Annotated in this window: 13 protein-coding genes; 3 read left to right on the top strand and 10 right to left on the bottom strand. The window is 65.4% G+C overall.

Annotated features, from left to right (window positions below; genetic code table 11):
• Positions 1–6: 6 nt before the first annotated feature.
• The 7 genes from ACPVPU_RS03355 to ACPVPU_RS03325 form a co-directional block, all read right to left on the bottom strand.
• Positions 7–2355, bottom strand: coding sequence for a protein kinase domain-containing protein (locus ACPVPU_RS03355; RefSeq protein WP_448659513.1), 2349 nt, complete (start codon positions 2353–2355; stop codon positions 7–9).
• A 346-nt stretch (positions 2356–2701) separates the two neighbouring features.
• Positions 2702–3229 (bottom strand): hypothetical protein, encoded by a 528-nt coding sequence (locus ACPVPU_RS03350; RefSeq protein WP_448659511.1) that lies wholly within the window; start codon positions 3227–3229, stop codon positions 2702–2704.
• Positions 3226–5958, bottom strand: coding sequence for a hypothetical protein (locus tag ACPVPU_RS03345; protein ID WP_448659510.1), 2733 nt, complete (start codon positions 5956–5958; stop codon positions 3226–3228). Before ACPVPU_RS03345 ends, ACPVPU_RS03350 begins: the two co-directional genes overlap by 4 nt.
• Positions 5959–5985: 27 nt before the next feature.
• Positions 5986–6465: a hypothetical protein gene (locus tag ACPVPU_RS03340; protein WP_448659509.1), complete on the bottom strand. Its 480-nt coding sequence runs from the start codon at positions 6463–6465 to the stop codon at positions 5986–5988.
• 3 nt (positions 6466–6468) lie between these two features.
• Positions 6469–6915, bottom strand: a complete 447-nt coding sequence (locus ACPVPU_RS03335) for a hypothetical protein (RefSeq protein WP_448659508.1) — start codon at positions 6913–6915, stop codon at positions 6469–6471.
• 23 nt (positions 6916–6938) lie between these two features.
• Entirely contained in the window at positions 6939–7463 is a 525-nt protein-coding gene (locus tag ACPVPU_RS03330; protein WP_448659507.1) for a hypothetical protein, read from the bottom strand.
• Positions 7423–8502: a hypothetical protein gene (locus ACPVPU_RS03325; RefSeq protein WP_448659506.1), complete on the bottom strand. Its 1080-nt coding sequence runs from the start codon at positions 8500–8502 to the stop codon at positions 7423–7425. The genes ACPVPU_RS03330 and ACPVPU_RS03325 overlap by 41 nt, the downstream gene beginning before the upstream one ends.
• Before the next feature lie 162 nt (positions 8503–8664).
• Here ACPVPU_RS03325 and ACPVPU_RS03320 point away from each other — a divergent pair, with 162 nt between their 5' ends.
• Entirely contained in the window at positions 8665–11076 is a 2412-nt protein-coding gene (locus tag ACPVPU_RS03320) for a protein kinase domain-containing protein (RefSeq protein WP_448659505.1), read from the top strand.
• On the opposite strand, the gene ACPVPU_RS03315 is transcribed toward ACPVPU_RS03320, so the two are convergent.
• The 3 genes from ACPVPU_RS03315 to ACPVPU_RS03305 all read right to left on the bottom strand — a co-directional run bounded on the left by ACPVPU_RS03315 (position 11071) and on the right by ACPVPU_RS03305 (position 14349).
• A complete protein-coding gene (locus tag ACPVPU_RS03315) occupies positions 11071–11604 on the bottom strand; it encodes an ECF-type sigma factor (RefSeq protein WP_448659504.1) in 534 nt (177 codons plus the stop codon). The genes ACPVPU_RS03320 and ACPVPU_RS03315 overlap by 6 nt on opposite strands.
• Positions 11605–11666: 62 nt before the next feature.
• The gene (locus ACPVPU_RS03310; RefSeq protein ID WP_448659503.1) at positions 11667–13397 is read right to left on the bottom strand and encodes a hypothetical protein; all 1731 of its coding nucleotides are present in this window, start codon (positions 13395–13397) and stop codon (positions 11667–11669) included.
• A 10-nt stretch (positions 13398–13407) separates the two neighbouring features.
• Positions 13408–14349, bottom strand: coding sequence for a hypothetical protein (locus ACPVPU_RS03305; RefSeq protein WP_448659502.1), 942 nt, complete (start codon positions 14347–14349; stop codon positions 13408–13410).
• A gap of 294 nt (positions 14350–14643) precedes the next feature.
• Between ACPVPU_RS03305 and ACPVPU_RS03300 the strand changes: the two genes are divergently transcribed.
• Together ACPVPU_RS03300 and ACPVPU_RS03295 are read left to right on the top strand one after the other, a co-directional pair.
• Positions 14644–15372 carry a FadR/GntR family transcriptional regulator gene (locus ACPVPU_RS03300; RefSeq protein ID WP_448659501.1) on the top strand — a complete coding sequence of 243 codons (729 nt, stop codon included), beginning with the start codon at positions 14644–14646 and terminating at the stop codon, positions 15370–15372.
• A gap of 146 nt (positions 15373–15518) precedes the next feature.
• Positions 15519–16907 carry a TIGR03013 family XrtA/PEP-CTERM system glycosyltransferase gene (locus tag ACPVPU_RS03295; RefSeq protein ID WP_448659500.1) on the top strand — a complete coding sequence of 463 codons (1389 nt, stop codon included), beginning with the start codon at positions 15519–15521 and terminating at the stop codon, positions 16905–16907.
• The last annotated feature ends 2 nt before the right edge of the window (positions 16908–16909 follow it).

Here is a 16909-nt window from a genome sequence, read left to right as displayed (position 1 = left end):
CGCGCGTCACAGCCCGGCCTTCACCGCCTTGGCCGCTTCCCCCAGTCGCGCGCCCGCCGGGCCGAGCGCGGGGAGCATCCCCTCGACCGCCGCCAGCGACTGAAGCGCCCCGCCGCGATCTCCCGCCGCCTGTTGCGCCTTGGCCAGCGACAGCAGCGCCATAGCCCTTGCCGGGGGAGGCGACTTGCCCAAGCCCGCCGCAGCAATGGCCGCGCGCGCCGTCGCCATCGCATCGGCCGATCCGCTGGCCAGCCGTGCATCCGCCAGGCCCGACAGCGCCGCGACATGCAGCATCGAGCCCGCGCCGGCAAACCGCTCCGCCATCTCGACCGCCTCGGCCAGCCGCGTCGTCGCCTCTGCCGGGCGACCCAGCTGGAGCAGCACCTTGCCATGGTTGCTGAGCAGCGCGGCTGTGCCGCCGGATGCCCCGAACAGCGCACGGCGGATGCGAACCGCCTCGGCGAACAACGGCTCGGCGGCCTCCGGACGACCCGACAGCGTCTCGATCGCCGCCAGATTGTTGGCCGTATTCAGCGCATCGGGCGTTTCGGTCAGCCCAGCGCGCTGCCATACGGCCTGTGCGCTGCGAAAGGCGGCGGCCGCACCCTCCAGATCGCCGGACGCCTGCAGGGTCACGCCCAGATTGTTCTGGAACACGCCCGCCTGGCGGTTGGTCTTCCCGTGCATGGCATCATGTTCGGCCAGCGCCGATTTCAGCAACGCCACGGCCGCCACCGGATCCGTTGCTCGCACGATCTGCGCCTCGACCAGGCGACTGTCGATCAGCCGCGCCCGCCATTTCGCGGCATCGCCCTGCCAGTAACGCTGCGCCTTAGCCAGCATGGGCCTGGCAGCGTCGATCTCCCCCAGCCGCACCATCGACTGCGCCATGTCATAGCGCGCAGCCGCCAGCGTATCGCCGGGCACATCGGCATCGCCGCCGCTGACCAGCGGCCCGAGTGCAGCCTTTGCAGCCTGATAATCGCCAAGATAGAAATGCAGCTCGCCAAGTGCGTGCAGCACCCGCGCCGATTCCGCGGGATCGCGGGCGAACGCTGCGGTGATGCGCTGCGTGGCCTTGTCCAGCACCTCGCGCGCATTGCCCGCCGTGCCTGCGGCATCGACGCTTTCGGCCAGCACCAGATAGAGCGACTGCCGCACAGCCTCGCTTCGCGCTTCCTCGGCCAGTGCCGCATCCCGCGCCGCCACCGCCTCGCGCCGCTGTACCTCGGTGGTGATCAGTCCCCCGCCCAGCGCCGCGATGATCGCCAGCGATGCCGCAATCGGCCAGCGGGCGCGCCACAGGCGGCGGCGCAGGCGATAAGCACGGTCGCCGGATCGCGCTGCGACCGGCCGGCCTTCCAGTGCCCGGCGCAGATCGTCGGCCAGCGCCTCCAGCGTCGGATACCGATCGGCCGATTCCTTGCGAAGGGCACGGGCCAGGATGGCGTCCAGATCGCCGACCAGGGCGGGCGATGCCCCCTTCAGCATTGGGGCATCGACACGCAGCGCGGCCAGCCGGGTCGGCTCGGAATCCAGGACGCGCCCGATGCCCAGCGCAACCGGAACGCCGTCCAGATCAATGGGCGCGCGGCCGCTGGCCAGTTCGTACAGGATGGCCGCTGCGCCATAGACATCCACCGGTGGACCGACGGGCGCACCGGTCAACAGCTCCGGCGCAGCATAGGGCGCGGACAGCGGCAACATGCCCTCGGTCTGGTCACCCGCACCCAGGCGCTTGGCGATCCCGAAATCGATCACCCGAACCCGGCCGGTCCCGTCGACCAGAATGTTGCCGGGCTTGAGGTCGCGGTGCAGCACCAGCATCCGGTGCGCCGCGGCCACGCCCTGGATGACGTCGAGCACCAGCCGCACGCGATCGGCCAGCGGAGTGGTCCGATCGGCGCACCAACGATCAATGGGCGTGCCATCGATCCGCTCCATCACCATCCACGGCCGTCCGTCCGCCCCGACGCCGCCATCGAGCAGCCGCGCGATATTGGGATGATCGAGGGTCGCCAGCACCTGCCGCTCGCCCTCGAACCGGGCGATGTCGATGCTGGAGGCGGCGTTCATCAGCTTGAGCGCGCCCGCCTGTTCGAACCCGCCCTCGGCCCGGCTTGCGGCATAGACGCTGCCCATGCCGCCGCGCCCCAAGAGCAGGCCGACCTGCCACACGCCGATCCGGGGCGGAGGGGCATCCGGCATGACGGGCCGATCGCCAGCCTCCGGCTCCAGAAAAGCCTCGGCCGCCTCCAGATTGGCCATCATTTTCCGCGCTTGGCCAAGCGCGTCGGGATGGGCTTGCAGTCGGCGCGACAGGGCGGCGTCGCGGCGATCAGGCGGCATATTCATGGCCTCGTCAATCGCCCGGTCAATCAATTGCCACGTCTCGGAATCCATGCGCCCCCACAGGCTATCCCAACCGACGAACGATGCGAGGCTATCGCCGGTGGCCGTTCAGGCGCAAGGACAAAGCGATCCCGGAAGGTGCCCCAAGGGACGCCTGCGCTACGTGGACCCGTGAACACAGCCGGACAACCGCATGGAATCCCGTACCGTGGATGACGGGCCAATCGGCGCTAGACAAGAACGATCTTGACGGAATGTCGGTCGGATGTCGGGACATTTATTCCGGGCAGGGTCGACTGTCGCCCATGCATCCCATCCGGATCGGCGGTGAAAGGACTTTTACCCTTGCTCAGGACGTGCATTTTCTTGCCTCGCTCCATTCCAGCGCGCGCAGCATGGCGAGGCTGGCGCGCAGGTCTTCGCGTTCCTTGCCGCTCAGGCCGGCAGAGGAACGGGCGGCAACGGCTGGCAGCCCCTGCATTGCCTTGTCAAACTGTGCGTTGACCTCTGCATCCGTCGGTTTGGGCATCCAGCAGTGCGGATGGCCGCCACAGGCGATGTCACAAGTGTCGGAAACCGGCTTGCGGGCATATTCCTCGCACGTACAGGAACACCCGGATCCGCTGGCGGCGCGGTTATATTGTTCGGCCGTGATGCACTGGGCGCGTGGCGGGGGCGGAGCCATCAGCGCCATGGCGCGCGCGACGGACGCAGGCGCCGGTGCGGGCACCGCCGTTTCCGGCGGCAGCGGCGGCGGAGGCGGCAGGCCGATCGACCGCACCGGTTCGGCCTGGTCGCTGCTATCCTGCGCCAGGAAGCCGCTGGTCAGCAACAGGGCAATGAGTGCGGCCCAGAGGCTCGACTGAACCCGCATCATTCGTCCCCCAGGGTAAAGCGCGCCGGCCGACCGGCAGCGATCCACTGACAGATAGCCGGTGCATAGGGCGCAAGATCGACCGATGCGAACTGCGCCTCCATTTCCGGTGTCGGCGGTTCGCCATCGCTGCTGATCATCGCGCGGATGAAGCCCATCAGGTCATTGCGCGTCAGGCTTGCCGCGCTGCACTTGCCGGTGGCAAGCACCCCGCTGCCCCCGCCGGAGCCGTCACCGCCGGCGCCGGGGCCAGCGCCTGCACCGCCTGTTCCAGCGCCCTCATCGCCGAGCACATCGGAGCGCTCCTCGATCGGTATCCGGGTCTGCGCAATGATGCTCTCGTCGATTTTCGCGTTTCGCACCGTGCGGGTCTCAAGATCCAGTTCGCGCGTGCCTAGATTGATCTGCGACGGCGATGCAAACGCGACTTCTACGGTGCCGACCATCACATAAGGCTGGCGGCACGAGGTTTCCTCGTCAGGATTTTCCTCCCACATCCGTCCGGAAGCGGAGCCGACCAGCGCCCCCGCATCATTGTGCGTGATCGTCACCATGGCATCCAGCGCATAGGAATCGACATTCACACAGTCGTTGCTTGCAGTGGTCCGGGCGGGTTTGACCGACTCCGGGCGTCCCGGCTCGCCTGGCTGCCCGTCTCCCCATAGCAATTCCATGCGCGCGGGGAACGTCCCGGTTTCGCCATCGGCCAGTTGTTTCATCGCAATGGCGATCAGCGATCCCGATGGGTAGCTGCCCGACGCCGCCATCCTTTGGGTCATCGCTCCGACTGCTGCCATCTCTTCCTGGCTTGCGTCGTACAGAAGGTCACCCATGGTTTTCTGATCCGGCGTGGTGAAGCTGCCCGCCAGATAGTGAAGCTGGATGCTGTCGAGCATGGCGGCTCCAGTGGTTGCGAACTTTGCCTGGTCGCCGAACGCGACCGTTATCCCAGTCAGCGGCCCGCATTCGAGCAGGGCGCGCTGCTCCGCCTCGCACACGCTGCCGTCATCCGGCTTGACGATAACCGGGCTGGCTGATTGAGGCGCGGGCTTGCCGGGGGGCGGCGACGGTGCCTTTCGCCGCACCTTGCGGTCGCGGACCTTCACAAAGGGCTGGGACGTAATCGTCGCCGTCGCGGTGGGCCGCAAGAAGGTCAGGTCAACGACATGACGCTTGGCCCGTGTGGGATCATCGGGCGCATTGACCAGCACCACGGTCTGCCAACCGTTCCGACCATTGGGGTGTTTCAGCCCCAGCGGCAGATAATAGCCCTTCCAGGTAATGCGACAATCATTGACGTTGCCAAGTAGGTTGTCGATCGTCGGCGACCGGATCAACTGGCCACGAGTGCCCAGTTCGAGGTCGCGGCAAGCGCCGACCTTGCTGGTGGCGGTCACCGAAAATTGGGAACCCATCGATCCGGTCAGGATCGGCTTTGCATTCTCCCCACTCATGTCCACGCCGTCGGGCGGCAGCTTGATGGTGAAGCATCTGGCCGCGATCTGCGCGATTTCGACGCCCGCAACCACTGCCGTCGGCTGGCTGGTCAGATCGACCTTGGTGCACCCTTTGCGCCATAGCAGCCGGTCATAGGTGTATTCGCGCAGCTTTCCGGCCCGCGATTTGACCGACAGGTCCGGCCGATCCGCCAGTTCCACGATCATTTCGGAAAAGGCGGTGCGCAATCCCCCTTCCCAGACGATAGCGCCCGTTTTCGGTTCACGCGTGGTTTTCAGGATGGTGTCGACCCAGGGCAGCCAGGCGCGATCCTTGGCCTGTTTGGGGGAGGGGGTACGAAAAAACGCCCGTGCCACTGCATAGCCGCCGGGCCGTGCGCGCAGAACGTGCCGCCAGAAGCTGCCGGTCATATAGCCAGCCATGGAGATATGATATGGCGGGTCCGGATCGGGATCGCCGGGTTCGATGTCCGGATCGGACGCCTTATCGACGGGATAGCCCGGATGATCGGTTGGATAGCTGCTGGCCCAGTTATCGACCGCCAGAGGCGAGTCGTAGTAGCGCAGGCCGAGGAAGAAGGGGAAATTCTGATCCGTCCTGATGGCCGCCGATTTGGCGATGGCCGGCATCGACAAACCGGCTTGATATTCCATCATCCCAAAGCCGAAGCCGTTGCCCTGGCCCTCGCCGATCCATTCCGGCATCCGGACGGTCTTGCCATCGGGCAACTGAGCTTGTTTCAGGTGGACGAACTCGTGGGATAGCAGCGCGGGCATGCTCCAATGATCCGCCTTGTCGGCATAGATCTTGGCGCTGAAAAAACTACCCTGACACCATCCGCGCGCATATTCCTTGCCGTCGATCCTCTCGGCAATGCTGGCGCCAAACCCCCCTTGGCAAAACCGCTCCGCCACCTTCTGGTTCGAATAGTCGCTGACCACGATGGGCTGGTAATTTCCGCTGACGGCTGCCGTTGGCGTCGTTTCCGCACGCTTGACCAGGAAAATCACGCGGTCCTTGCCCAGGAACGTCTCGATCATGGGCACGCCCCAGGCGCGACGATGCAGTTCATAGACCAGATTGGCCTTTTCATCGACGATCGCCGGAACGTCGATGTCGGCCAGATTCTCTTCATCAAGCCCGACAACCGAGATGCGTTCAGTCTGTGCGATGGCGGTTCCAGAGACACAGAACAGCGAAGCGGCAAGCCCAAGCTTGACGGCCCAGCCTGTGCCATGGCGCGTCATTGCCAGCCGATCGGTTCGCGTCTGCATGTGCCCCCCAGTCCCTGTTTCAGCCAATCATTCGGCGATGGCAGTAAAGCGATAGGCCCAATCCGCCTGGGCATTGGCCATCACCCCGGAATACCGGACCGGCCGAGCGGGCATGACGTCGCGTCGCATCATCAGGATTGCCGGATCGGCCGCATCCGCCGACAGCGGCAGCGCGATGATCAGCGTGTCGTCCACGATGCGGCCGCGCGTCGTGCCGTTCGCGCCGATCCATTCGCACGGCTTGGCCAGCGGATCTTCGCAGATCGCGCGTCCGGCGATCCAAGATACCGTCACCGCATCCTCGCCCTTCGACTGGATCAGTTGCATCCGGATCAGGTCAGCGCCGCCGCGCGTGCGGATGCGGGGATCGTCGCGGAGCAGTTGATAATTGCCCTGCCAAGGTCCGGGCGGTGATGTAATGCCGCTTTCCTGTGCAGCCGCAGGCGCGGCGAGACATGCCGCTGCCAGGGCAAGCGGCCGGATGGCGCGGGGAAGCGACGCCCACATGGCTCAGGCCACCGGGATGGTGAAGTTGATCTGCACGGTCGCGCGCTGCGGCGAGTCCGCGATCACCACCGCGTTCAGCGTTCGTCCGTCCGCGTGTTTCGCTTCGATCGAGGTCTCCGGCTTGTCCCGCACGACCTGGGCCGCGCCGACCGACACCTGGAATCCGAACTTTTCCGCCGATGCCTTGTGAAAGGTGATGACATCCGCCGGTGCCGCAGATGCGCGGTAGACCAGCGTGCCTGTGCGCCGCTTTTCATTGCTGCCGAACAGCGACGTCAGACCGGTTCCGCCCGCATAGGTTTCAACGAAATCAGGCAATTTTTCGCGTGGAATCGCGCGGTCGGCAGTGTCGTCGTTCGCCGCGTCCGCAATGCCCTCAATTGCGGCGTCCACCGGCTCTGGTTCCGGCGCACCCCCGCAGGACGCCAGCATCAGGACAGCCGCGATCATGGTCGCGTTTGCTCGAAGCCCGTTCATATTGATTTGCGCGAATGGGTGAGGGTCAGCGACGCCTTTCCGGCATCGTCGATCATGATCATGACCATCAGCGAACGGGATTTATCCTCGCTTTCGCCCAGGATCTGGACAAGGCGGTCGGAGGCATTCTCCATGCCGATCCGCAAGCCGTGCCTGGCCATCGACTCTTTGTAGAAGGCGACCAGTTCCCCGGGCTTTGCCTCGGTTTCAAGCGAGACGCTGCCGCCTGTCTTGCCTTCGTCGTTGACGCGCATGGTGTGGATTGCCTTGGCACCCGCCGGTACATCGACGAAATCGGGCAGGTCCGCCGTCGATGCGCCCATGCCCGTCACGCCGCCAAGGACAGACCCTGCGGCGTCGGCGGCAACATCAGCCTGGATTGGGTCCGGGGCCTGGCCACCACAGGCAGCCAGCACCAGACACGCCGCCCCGACAAGAATGCGAATGTTCATGGGGTTTCCTTTCGGATCCATAGATGGCTCAGCGCGGATCGAGCGCTGAATCGAGCGCATCATCGACACCCTGTTCGACCTCGGCACCGGCGCGGTTCTCCACCTGTCCCGCTGCCCGGTCTGCCAGCCGCCGGAGGAAACCCGGCACCTTGACGGGCTTCTTTGGCTTTTTGGCAGCTGCGGGGGCGGAAGCAGCGGCCGGGCGCTGGCTGGTTGCCGAGGCCGTGGCGCCGGACGCAGCGCCGCGCCGCGTCAGATTGCCGTTCCACGTCGCATAGGGGGTTTCGTCGCAATAGCCCCAAACGCCCTGGAACGCGTCCAGCTGCGCATTGAAGGTAAAGGTCATCCGCCCATAATAATGGGTGCCGCCCCGGCTCGTTTCACAGCGCTGGGCACTGGTCGGCTGCATCCAGTAGCCGTTGACGGTCATGCCGTCGCGGCTACCCTCGATCCGGCCATTTTCATGCGTATAGTCAGCGCCGAAGCTGGCGCTGCCCCATTCGGTGACAGTCAATTCACCCCAGTCGACCGTCGAATAGGCGTTGCCCAGCGCGCTTGGTCCCTGCGGCGCGGCCGCTGCGGCTGCACGGGACGCCGCGCCATCCGGCTTCGGTGCCGAAACCCGGCCGGTCAGGGTGCCCGACCAGGTGTCATAAGCATTGTCATCCTTGTTCGGGACGGCGTCGCAGCTGCTGCGATAGCCGGTAAAGCTTTTGCGGTCGGCGCTGAAGGTGAGCAGCACCTGGCCATAGATATGCGTGCCGTTCCGTTCGGTGTCGCAATAGCCCTGAAGGTCGGCATTGGTTTGCGCCTCGTACCAATAGCCGCGAAACACGTTCCCGGTGAACTGACCCTCGATCGTGCCGCTGGTCACGCCGTAGGTGCCGGTGCGCATGATCGCCTCTAGCGCGGCGTAATCCTGCGTTGCGGTATAGGTCCCCGTCACATCCCCCGACATTGCACTGAGGACCAGCTGCGGCTTGATCTTTTCAAAGGCCGTCGTGGCATAGCCATAGCCGTCTGCGGCGTCGGCCGGCGCCCCCTGTACCGGCGGCTCGCCTGCGGTCATCATCACCCCTGCGGCCAAAACCCACAATATGCTCTGCATCCCTATCGCTCCTAACCCCGGGCCAGATCGCTGACGGAAATGGCACCCACCTTCCCCAAGACAGGATTGTCGCATGAAACCGGCCAGCGCCGGAGAAAATAGTTGCGATGGAGCAATAATTACGGGGATGATGACGATCATCGCGGGATTGGGGAATGAGGCGTGACGATCGACTGGACCGATGTTTCAGCGCTGATCGACAGGACGCTGGATCTGCCCCGGGATCAACGCGACGCCTTTCTGACCAGGGCAGCGGCGAAGGATCCGGCGCTGGCGGATCGCGCGCGCCGGTTGATCGCCCGGATGGAGTCAACGGACGATTTCCTGGAACACACGCCCGACGCAGATATCCCTGCAGCCATGCCGGGCGGGACACCGGTGGCGGGCGATCGCTATGGCGTGTGGCGGATCGACGGCAGGATCGGCAGCGGCGGCATGAGCGATGTCTATGCCGTCAGCCGCATCGAGGGCGGTTTCGAACAATCGGCGGCACTCAAGCTGATCCGGGGGAGTGCCGATGTCAGTCCCGATCGGCTGACCACCGAGCGCCAGGTGCTGGCCACGCTGGATCACCCCAATCTAGCGCGCATCCTGGATGGCGGCGTCGACGGCGCGGGTAATCCATGGATGGTGATGGAACGCGTCGATGGCCCACCCTGCGACGTCTGGTGCGATGACCACAAGGCCAGCCTTGTCCGGCGGATCGACCTTGTCCTCGAAGCAATCGGCGCGGTGGCCAAGGCGCATCAGGCGCTGGTGCTGCACCGCGACCTGAAACCGTCCAATGTCCTGGTCGACAATGGCGGCCGCGCGCGTGTCATCGATTTCGGCGTGGCCAAAAGGATGGCATTGCCGGTCCAGACGCAGAACCCGCTGCCGGTGTCCGCGCCCTATGCCGCACCAGAGTTGCTGACCGGCGCGCCGGTCGGGCCACCCTGCGACGTCTATGGGGCAGCGGCGCTGCTGTATGAACTGGTCACCGGCAAGCCGCCGATCGAACTGGACGGCGTCCCCTTTGTGCTGGGGGTCGGCCGGGTGCTGGATACGCCGCCCAGGCCGCTGTCGGCCCATGGTCACAGCATCGTCATCGCCACCGCGCCCGACACTATGGTCAGCGACCTGAACGCCGTTTTGGCAAAGGCGCTGAGAAAGGAACCGGGCGCGCGCTATCCGACACTGGATGCGCTGGCCGACGACCTTCGATCCGTGCGCGATGGCCGCCCCGTCGCCGCACGGATCGGAGAACGCGGATATCTTGTCCGGCGGCGCATGTGGCAATGGCGCTGGCCCATCGCGGCGGGCATTGCCATCACCCTCAGCCTAGCGGGCGGGCTTGCGGCGACTGTCTGGCAGGCGCGAGTTGCCATCGCCGCGCGCGATGCCGTGCTGGACGAGGAGGACCGTTCCCAGGCGGTACGCGAATCGCTGTATGTCATGCTGGCCGAAAGTGCGGATACAGCGGGTGCCGATGCCAGTCGCAGGGACGTGCTGAACCGCGCGACCGCCCGGATCGTCGAACGCTTCGCGCGATCGCCGGCCGATTATGCGCCCGTGCTGCACGCGCTGGGCGAACTGAACTTCTATCTTGGCGATTATCAGGGTGCGGACGCGGCGCTGCGCCCGGTGGTTACGGCCGGGGACGCCGTGGGCGTCGATCCCCAGACCCTGGCGGCGGCACGCTATGATCTGGCCCAGACACTGGCCCGCACCGGCGACCTGGAGCAAGCGCGCACCCTGCTGGCCCAGGCCCAGGGCTTTTGGGCCAGCGAGCCGGAGAAATGGCGCTATCGGATGATCGATAGCCGCAATCTCGAAGCGATCACGATCCGCGAGGAAAACCCGGAGGGCGCGGCCGCACTGCTACGCCGGGCGGCCATCGACCATCTGGCCATCGGCGGCGGCAACACCCGGCTGTCGGGTGTTTTCCAGAACAATCTCGGCGTCACTCTGCAAGCGTCCGGCGACCTTCCCGGCGCACGCGATGCATTGCAAGCGGCACGCAGGATCTGGATCGAAACCGGATTGAACGATACGCCCGATGCCCTAAACACGGCCAACAACCTGGCCGCGATCGAGGTTTTGCTGGGCAATCCCGCTGGGGCGGCGCCCTTGTTTGCCGATGCCGTCCGACTGCGCGAACGGTTGTTCGGGCCGTCGGGGGGGACTGCGGCATTGTTGAACAATTATGGCAAGGTGCTTGTCCAGCTCGATCAGGCGGAACGCGCATTGCCGCTGTTGATGCGGGCGGAATCCATGGCGGAGCGATTTGCCGGCACCGGATCCATGCTGCACGTGGCCGCGCTTGCCGGGCTGTCGGAGGCGCATGTCGCTACCGGCGATCTGGCCCAGGCGCTGGCGGCAGCGCGCCGGTCCGCCGCGACCGCCGGTCAGGACGCAGCGCCGCCGCGTGCCATCGCCCACATCGCACTGGCGCGCGCGCTGGCGGCGAATGGGGATGCGCCGGGCGCAAGGGTTGCGGCAGGCGTCGCCCAGGCGATCATCACCCCGATGGGTCCGGCCGCGGCCCGGCTTCAGCAGGCGCTGGACGGCATCCGCAGCCAATACCGGTTATAGTTCCGCGCAGGTCCCCGGGTCCGTCTGCATCCATTCGAACAGCAAGGCCCGGGCCTTGGCCCATTCGCGGCGGACGGTCCGTTCGGAAATGCCCATCAACTGGCCGATTTCGGGTTCGGAAAAGCCGCCGAAGAACCGGTAATCGACCAGTTCCGCCAAGCGGGGATCAAGGTGCGCCAGCCGGGCCAGTGCGTCGTTCAGCGCGAGCAGCCGTTCGTCCGATTCCCAGAACACGGGCAGGTCGTCATCCACCGGCACCAGTGTGGCACCGCCGCCGCGTTTGGCAGTCATGCGGGCATGGGCGTGATTGACCTGAACCTGACGCATGGCGATGGCCGCGGTCCGCAGAAAATGGCGTTCGTCGGCAAACTCGGCAACCTGACGCAGGCGCAGGAACGCTTCGCTGACCAGCGCAGTCGACCGCAGGGTCTCGCCCGATCCATATTGCCACCGGTGACGCGCGGCGAGCCTGCGCAGATCGCCGTACAGCAGCGGGGCGAGATGCTGTGCGTCCGGTTTATCCGCCATGGCGCTATCGTACCGGATCGGGGTGCAGCGGCACAGGGGCGGGACCGACCGATCGGGCAGGATCAGGGACGGCGGCGGTCATAGTCGCTTTGCCGCATCACCTGCGTCGTCGTCCGCCCCCCTTCGGTCACCCGCACCGGAACCCAGGGGTCGGAAATCGGCGCGCCTGCGGCTGTGCGCGCAGCGGCCATCGCGTTGCTGAACGCCGTGGCATTGGCCCCCCGACGGCGGAGATCGGCTTCATAGGCACGCCTGCTCTCCGCCATCTGGTCCGACCGGGCAAAGACGTCCTGCGAAACGCCGAGCCGCCGCGCATCGCCATATAGATGCTGAGGAATACCGCATTTTTCGTACCAGCGCTTCACATAGGGATCGCCCAGCGGAGCGACCGTGACGTAATTGGCCTCGAAGCAGCCACGGCCGCGGATGGCATAATCCTGTTCGAATGCGGCGATGGCCAAGGCCTTTCGCTGTTCCTCGACCCTCTGGCGCTCGAGCGCATTTTGCCGGGCATAAGCTGCCAGTTGCCGCGCGCGTTCGGCCTCGGCCAGTTGCCGCCACTGGTCATAGGTGGCGAAGGCCAGCGCGCTCGAAGTAAACTGGTTCTTCGCGCCGGATCGGGGCTGAGAATAATGATAATCGACAATGCCCCACGTGCCCGTCGCTGCGGATTTGCCAGCGACAATGTAATGATTGGGCTGATCGGAATCGCGAAAGGTCATTGCGCTGTACCGATCGGGCGACACGGCCGCCGGCAGCGCGCCGTCGCTGCGGATGGACAGCGCGACCTCGTAACCGGAAGCCCCGCGATAGACCGCGCCCCAGACCGGCGCGACGACCCGGTTTGCGGGCCGGACGACGGTGTATCCAACGGCGCCGGGTGGCGGGGCAATCACCTGACCCTGTTCATCCAGCGCGGCGTAGAGCCAGGCACCCGGAAACCCGGGGCCGAGCGGGGCGATGCGGCTGACCAGCTGGCCCAGCAGCGAATCCTCGGCGCTGCCGACATGGCTTTCCGGTATCCGAATGATTTCCACCAACCCTTCGGCCGTTCCGAACGGCTCGCCGTTGCGATCGAGCATCAGCGAGATGGCCGTGCCATCGGGTGCCGTCATGTTCATGAATGCCAATGCCCCTTTTTGCGGCAGGACATAGTCGGCGGCGCGGATGTGGTAGCTGGACGTGTTCTGATATTCCCGGTCGAAGCGATCGATACCGAACACCGCCTTACCGCCCAGCCCCTCAACCAGCTTCGGCTCGTAGCTGTGGCCGGTCAGGATCATGCCGCTGAACAGGGTCGAACCGCCCGGCTGCGACCGCGATACGCCGACCAGCAGCGGCATGGTGACGACGGGCTTGGCAGCGATTACCGCACTGCCCATGCGGGGATAGAGGGCGCTTTCCAGGCGTGGCAACGAGAAGGGGAGCGCGGGTCCCGGCTTCTTGCCAAAGACCTGGATCGACGCACCGGCAAATCCACCCTCGACCGCCGCGTGTCTGGCCGACAATGGCCAGATTTGCCCAGTCGCCTTGTAGATCACCTTGCCCGATGCATCGAGCAGGCGCCAATGCGTCGAGCTGACGTCGTTGTTGACGCCGCGGCAATATTCGCTGGCCAGTTGCATCAGCACCATGTCGTCGCTGCCCGGTTCGCGCGGCACATAGATCTGATACTCGACCTTGGGCTTGCCCGACAGCTTGCACCGGCTTTTGGCCGGAGCTGGGGAAGCGGCGAGCATCGCCAGCGAAAGTGCAGCACCCAGGGCAAGCGCGCCCGGCCATTTCCCGATCATGCCATTCCCCCTATTTCAGCCGGGCGACGATTTCGGTGTTGAAGGCAGCGCCGGCCCGGCCGGCCTCGCGCGAAAGCGCGGCATTGTCGGCGACCAGCGAAAAGGCCGACTTGTTCACCTTGGCCAAGCCGCCCAGGAACCGCATGGCCGAGGTGAACCCGCTGTCGCCGCGCCTCTCCAGCTTGCGCAGTTCGCCGATATTTTCCGCAACCGGAAGCGGCCCCTTGATCGACAGGGTCATGAACCCGCGCGGTGCGCTGACATTGGCCGACCCGCCGAGCAACAGCGATGCCGTGGCCGAAGTGCTGGCCGTCACGTTATTGAACCCCTGGCGCGTGCTCTGATCCAGTTCTGCGGTGTCGAACACATAGGTCGGGACCAGGATCAGCGCCTGGCGATCCCGCGCCAGCTTGTTCAGGCCGACATTGTTGGTCGGGGCCAGAAACTTGCCGCCGGCGATGGTCGTGAACACCGGCATGTCGCCCGGCGCGGCGATGGCATAGCGGCGTTCCGCGTCATATTTAAAGCTGTCCTCGGCCAGGCCGGTCTGCGGGTCCAGGTCGAGCCGCGCCCATTTGGGTGCATCCGCCCCCAGCTGATCGGCGGTGATGACTTCCCACCCCTTTGCGCGCAATTGGGCCACCAGATCGGTATAGAGCGTTGCCGCCAGCGCCTTGATCGTCGCCGGATCGGCGCTGCCGATCACTTCGGTCGTCGAGCGTGCGGAGCGCGTATTTTGTTGAAAGGCATGGGGCGAAGCGGTTTTGCTGACCTTGCCGTACACCATCCATTTCACCTGCGCGGTCGGGATGATGATGACGCGGTTGTCGGCGCGCACGCTGCCGATGACGTCGATCTGTTTGGCGGGATTGCCGAAAACAGGCGTGTCCTGGGCCTGTGCGGTTGCCGAGACAAGTGCCGCACCGATGGCGGCAGCCATGAGACGATTCATCAATTCCCCCCTCCCGATCCGCCACCGGGTCCAGTCCCTGCGGCGTGGCCTTCACGGTGCGGGCAAGACAAGATGCCGGCACCGATCATGCGCGTTTCTGTATCGAGCTGGGGGCGACCCGGCTTTATCTGCCAGCCCATTGATCCTGGCCGCGGGTTACACCCGATCGTTGCGATTGCGTCAACCCGTTCGTCTTGGGCACTTCATGACGGCGTCCTGACCAATTCGCATGGACGGCGCGGAACCCGACACGGCGCGTTGCACCGGTCGCTGCTCTGGCATAGGTCTGCGTGCATGAGCAGGACCGGACAGCCACGGCCCGCCGGCAGCACCCTGGGCCGGCTGACCCAGACCATCGTCGACCAGATCGGCACGGCGATCGTCACCGGCCAGTTCGCCCCGGCCACCATCCTGCCGATCGAGGCCGATCTGTGCACCCGGTACGGGGCAAGTCGCAGCGTCCTGCGCGAGGCGATGAAGATCCTGAACGCCAAGGGGCTGGTGACCGCACGCCCCCGGCTGGGGACGTCGATCACCACGCCGGACCGCTGGAACCTGTTCGATCCCGACATCCTGCGCTGGATGCTGCGTTCGGATTTTTCCCTGCCGCTGCTGATCGAGTTCACCAATGTCCGCATGGGCATCGAACCGATGGCCGCCGAACTGGCCGCGCTGAACGCCGACAGCGATGCCATCGCACAGGTGGCGGAGGGCTATCGCCGGATGGAAGCGGCCGACCGAGGCGAGGACGATCCGCTGACCGCCGATATCTCGTTCCATGTCGCGCTCTTGGAAGCCAGCGGCAACCGGTTCCTGCAGCGGCTGAAACCGCTCGTCGAAACCGCGCTGAAGATCTCGATCCGCTATACCGACAGCATCGCCCGCGACGAAAGCGAGAAGCTGGCGGCGCATTACGCGGTGCTGGACCGGTTGATCGCGCGCGATCCCGCAGGCGCGGCTGCAGCCACCCGCCAGTTGCTGGCCGATACCCGGCATTTGATGGCCACCGGCCGCCAGGACTGATCCTGCCCGGCTGGGCTGGGCCAACTCCCGCCGATCGGTCGCCCGGCCAGGTCCGTTCAGCTTTTCTTTGTCAATTCCTGCGACACCCCGCCCCTGTGTCGGCAATTTTGACACCGGCTTATCCAGGGAATGGCTCGGGCGGAACGATGATCAGGCTGTTCAAACATTATGTTCCCTATGCCGTGCTGCTGCTGGGTCTGTTCGACCTGATGCTGCTGCTGGTCGCGGCAGAGGCGGGCTGGGTCATCCGGGCGGAACAGATCGGGATGCAGGTGGAAGCCGTGCATACCCGGTTGCCGCAACTGTTCAGTTTTGCGCTGTCGCTCCAGGTCGCAATGGTGGCCGTCGGGGTTTACGGGGCCGATGCGCTGCAATCGTTGCGCGTGGCCACCGCGCGGCTGATCGTCGCGGTATCGCTTGGCATCATCCTGCTCTCCGTCATCTTCTTCGTGGTGCCGGCGCTGACCTTCTGGCGATCTAACCTGCTGTACGCCATGCTGGCCGCCGTCTGCCTGCTGACGCTGATGCGCATCCTGCTGGGCAAGACGCTGGGCGGACAGGTGTTCAAGCGGCGGGTGGTGGTGCTTGGCGCAGGGCCGCGTGCCCAGCGGCTGAAGGCGCTGGGCACGAGTCGCGGGGCGGGGTTCGTCGTCGTCGGCTATGTCGCCATGAACGAGGCGAACCGGGTGATCCCGGAGGCGATCGCCCGCGACGCCATCTATAACCTGGCCGATCACGTCGTCCTGTTGAACGCGGCCGAGGTCGTGCTGGCGCTGGAAGAACGGCGCAACGCCCTGCCGCTCAAGGATCTGCTCAGGATCAAGACGACCGGCGTCCACGTCAACGACATCTCCAGCTTTCTGGAACGCGAAACCGGCCGGGTCGATCTGGACAGCGTCAATCCGTCCTGGCTGATCTTTTCCGACGGCTTTTCGTCGGGGCGCATGTTTTCCGGCGTGTTCAAGCGGTTGTTCGACATCACTGCCAGCCTGATCCTGCTGATCCTGGCAGCGCCGGTCATCGCGCTGACTGCGATCCTGGTAAAGATCGACAGCAAGGGACCGGCCTTTTACCGCCAGCGCCGGGTGGGCCTGTACAGCCAGCCGTTCGACATCGTGAAGCTCAGGTCGATGCGCGTGGATGCAGAGGTGCCCGGCAACGCAGTCTGGGCCGAAAAGGACGATCCGCGCATCACCCGCATCGGTCGGTTCATCCGCAAGACCCGGCTGGACGAACTGCCGCAATGCTGGAGCGTGCTGAAGGGCGAGATGAGCTTTGTCGGCCCGCGACCCGAGCGCCCGCAATTCGTCGAGGATCTGGAACAGAAGCTGCCCTATTATGCCGAACGGCACATGGTGAAGCCGGGCATCACCGGCTGGGCGCAGATCAACTATCCCTATGGCGCGTCCATCGAGGACAGCCGCCAGAAGCTGGAATATGATCTGTATTACGCAAAGAATTACTCCCCCTTCCTCGACCTGCTCATCCTAATCCAGACGGTACGCGTCGTGCTTTGGCCGGACGGGGCGCGATAGGG

The organism is Sphingomonas paludis (assembly GCF_053502515.1).
This window is presented reverse-complemented; position numbering and strand designations above follow the sequence as displayed.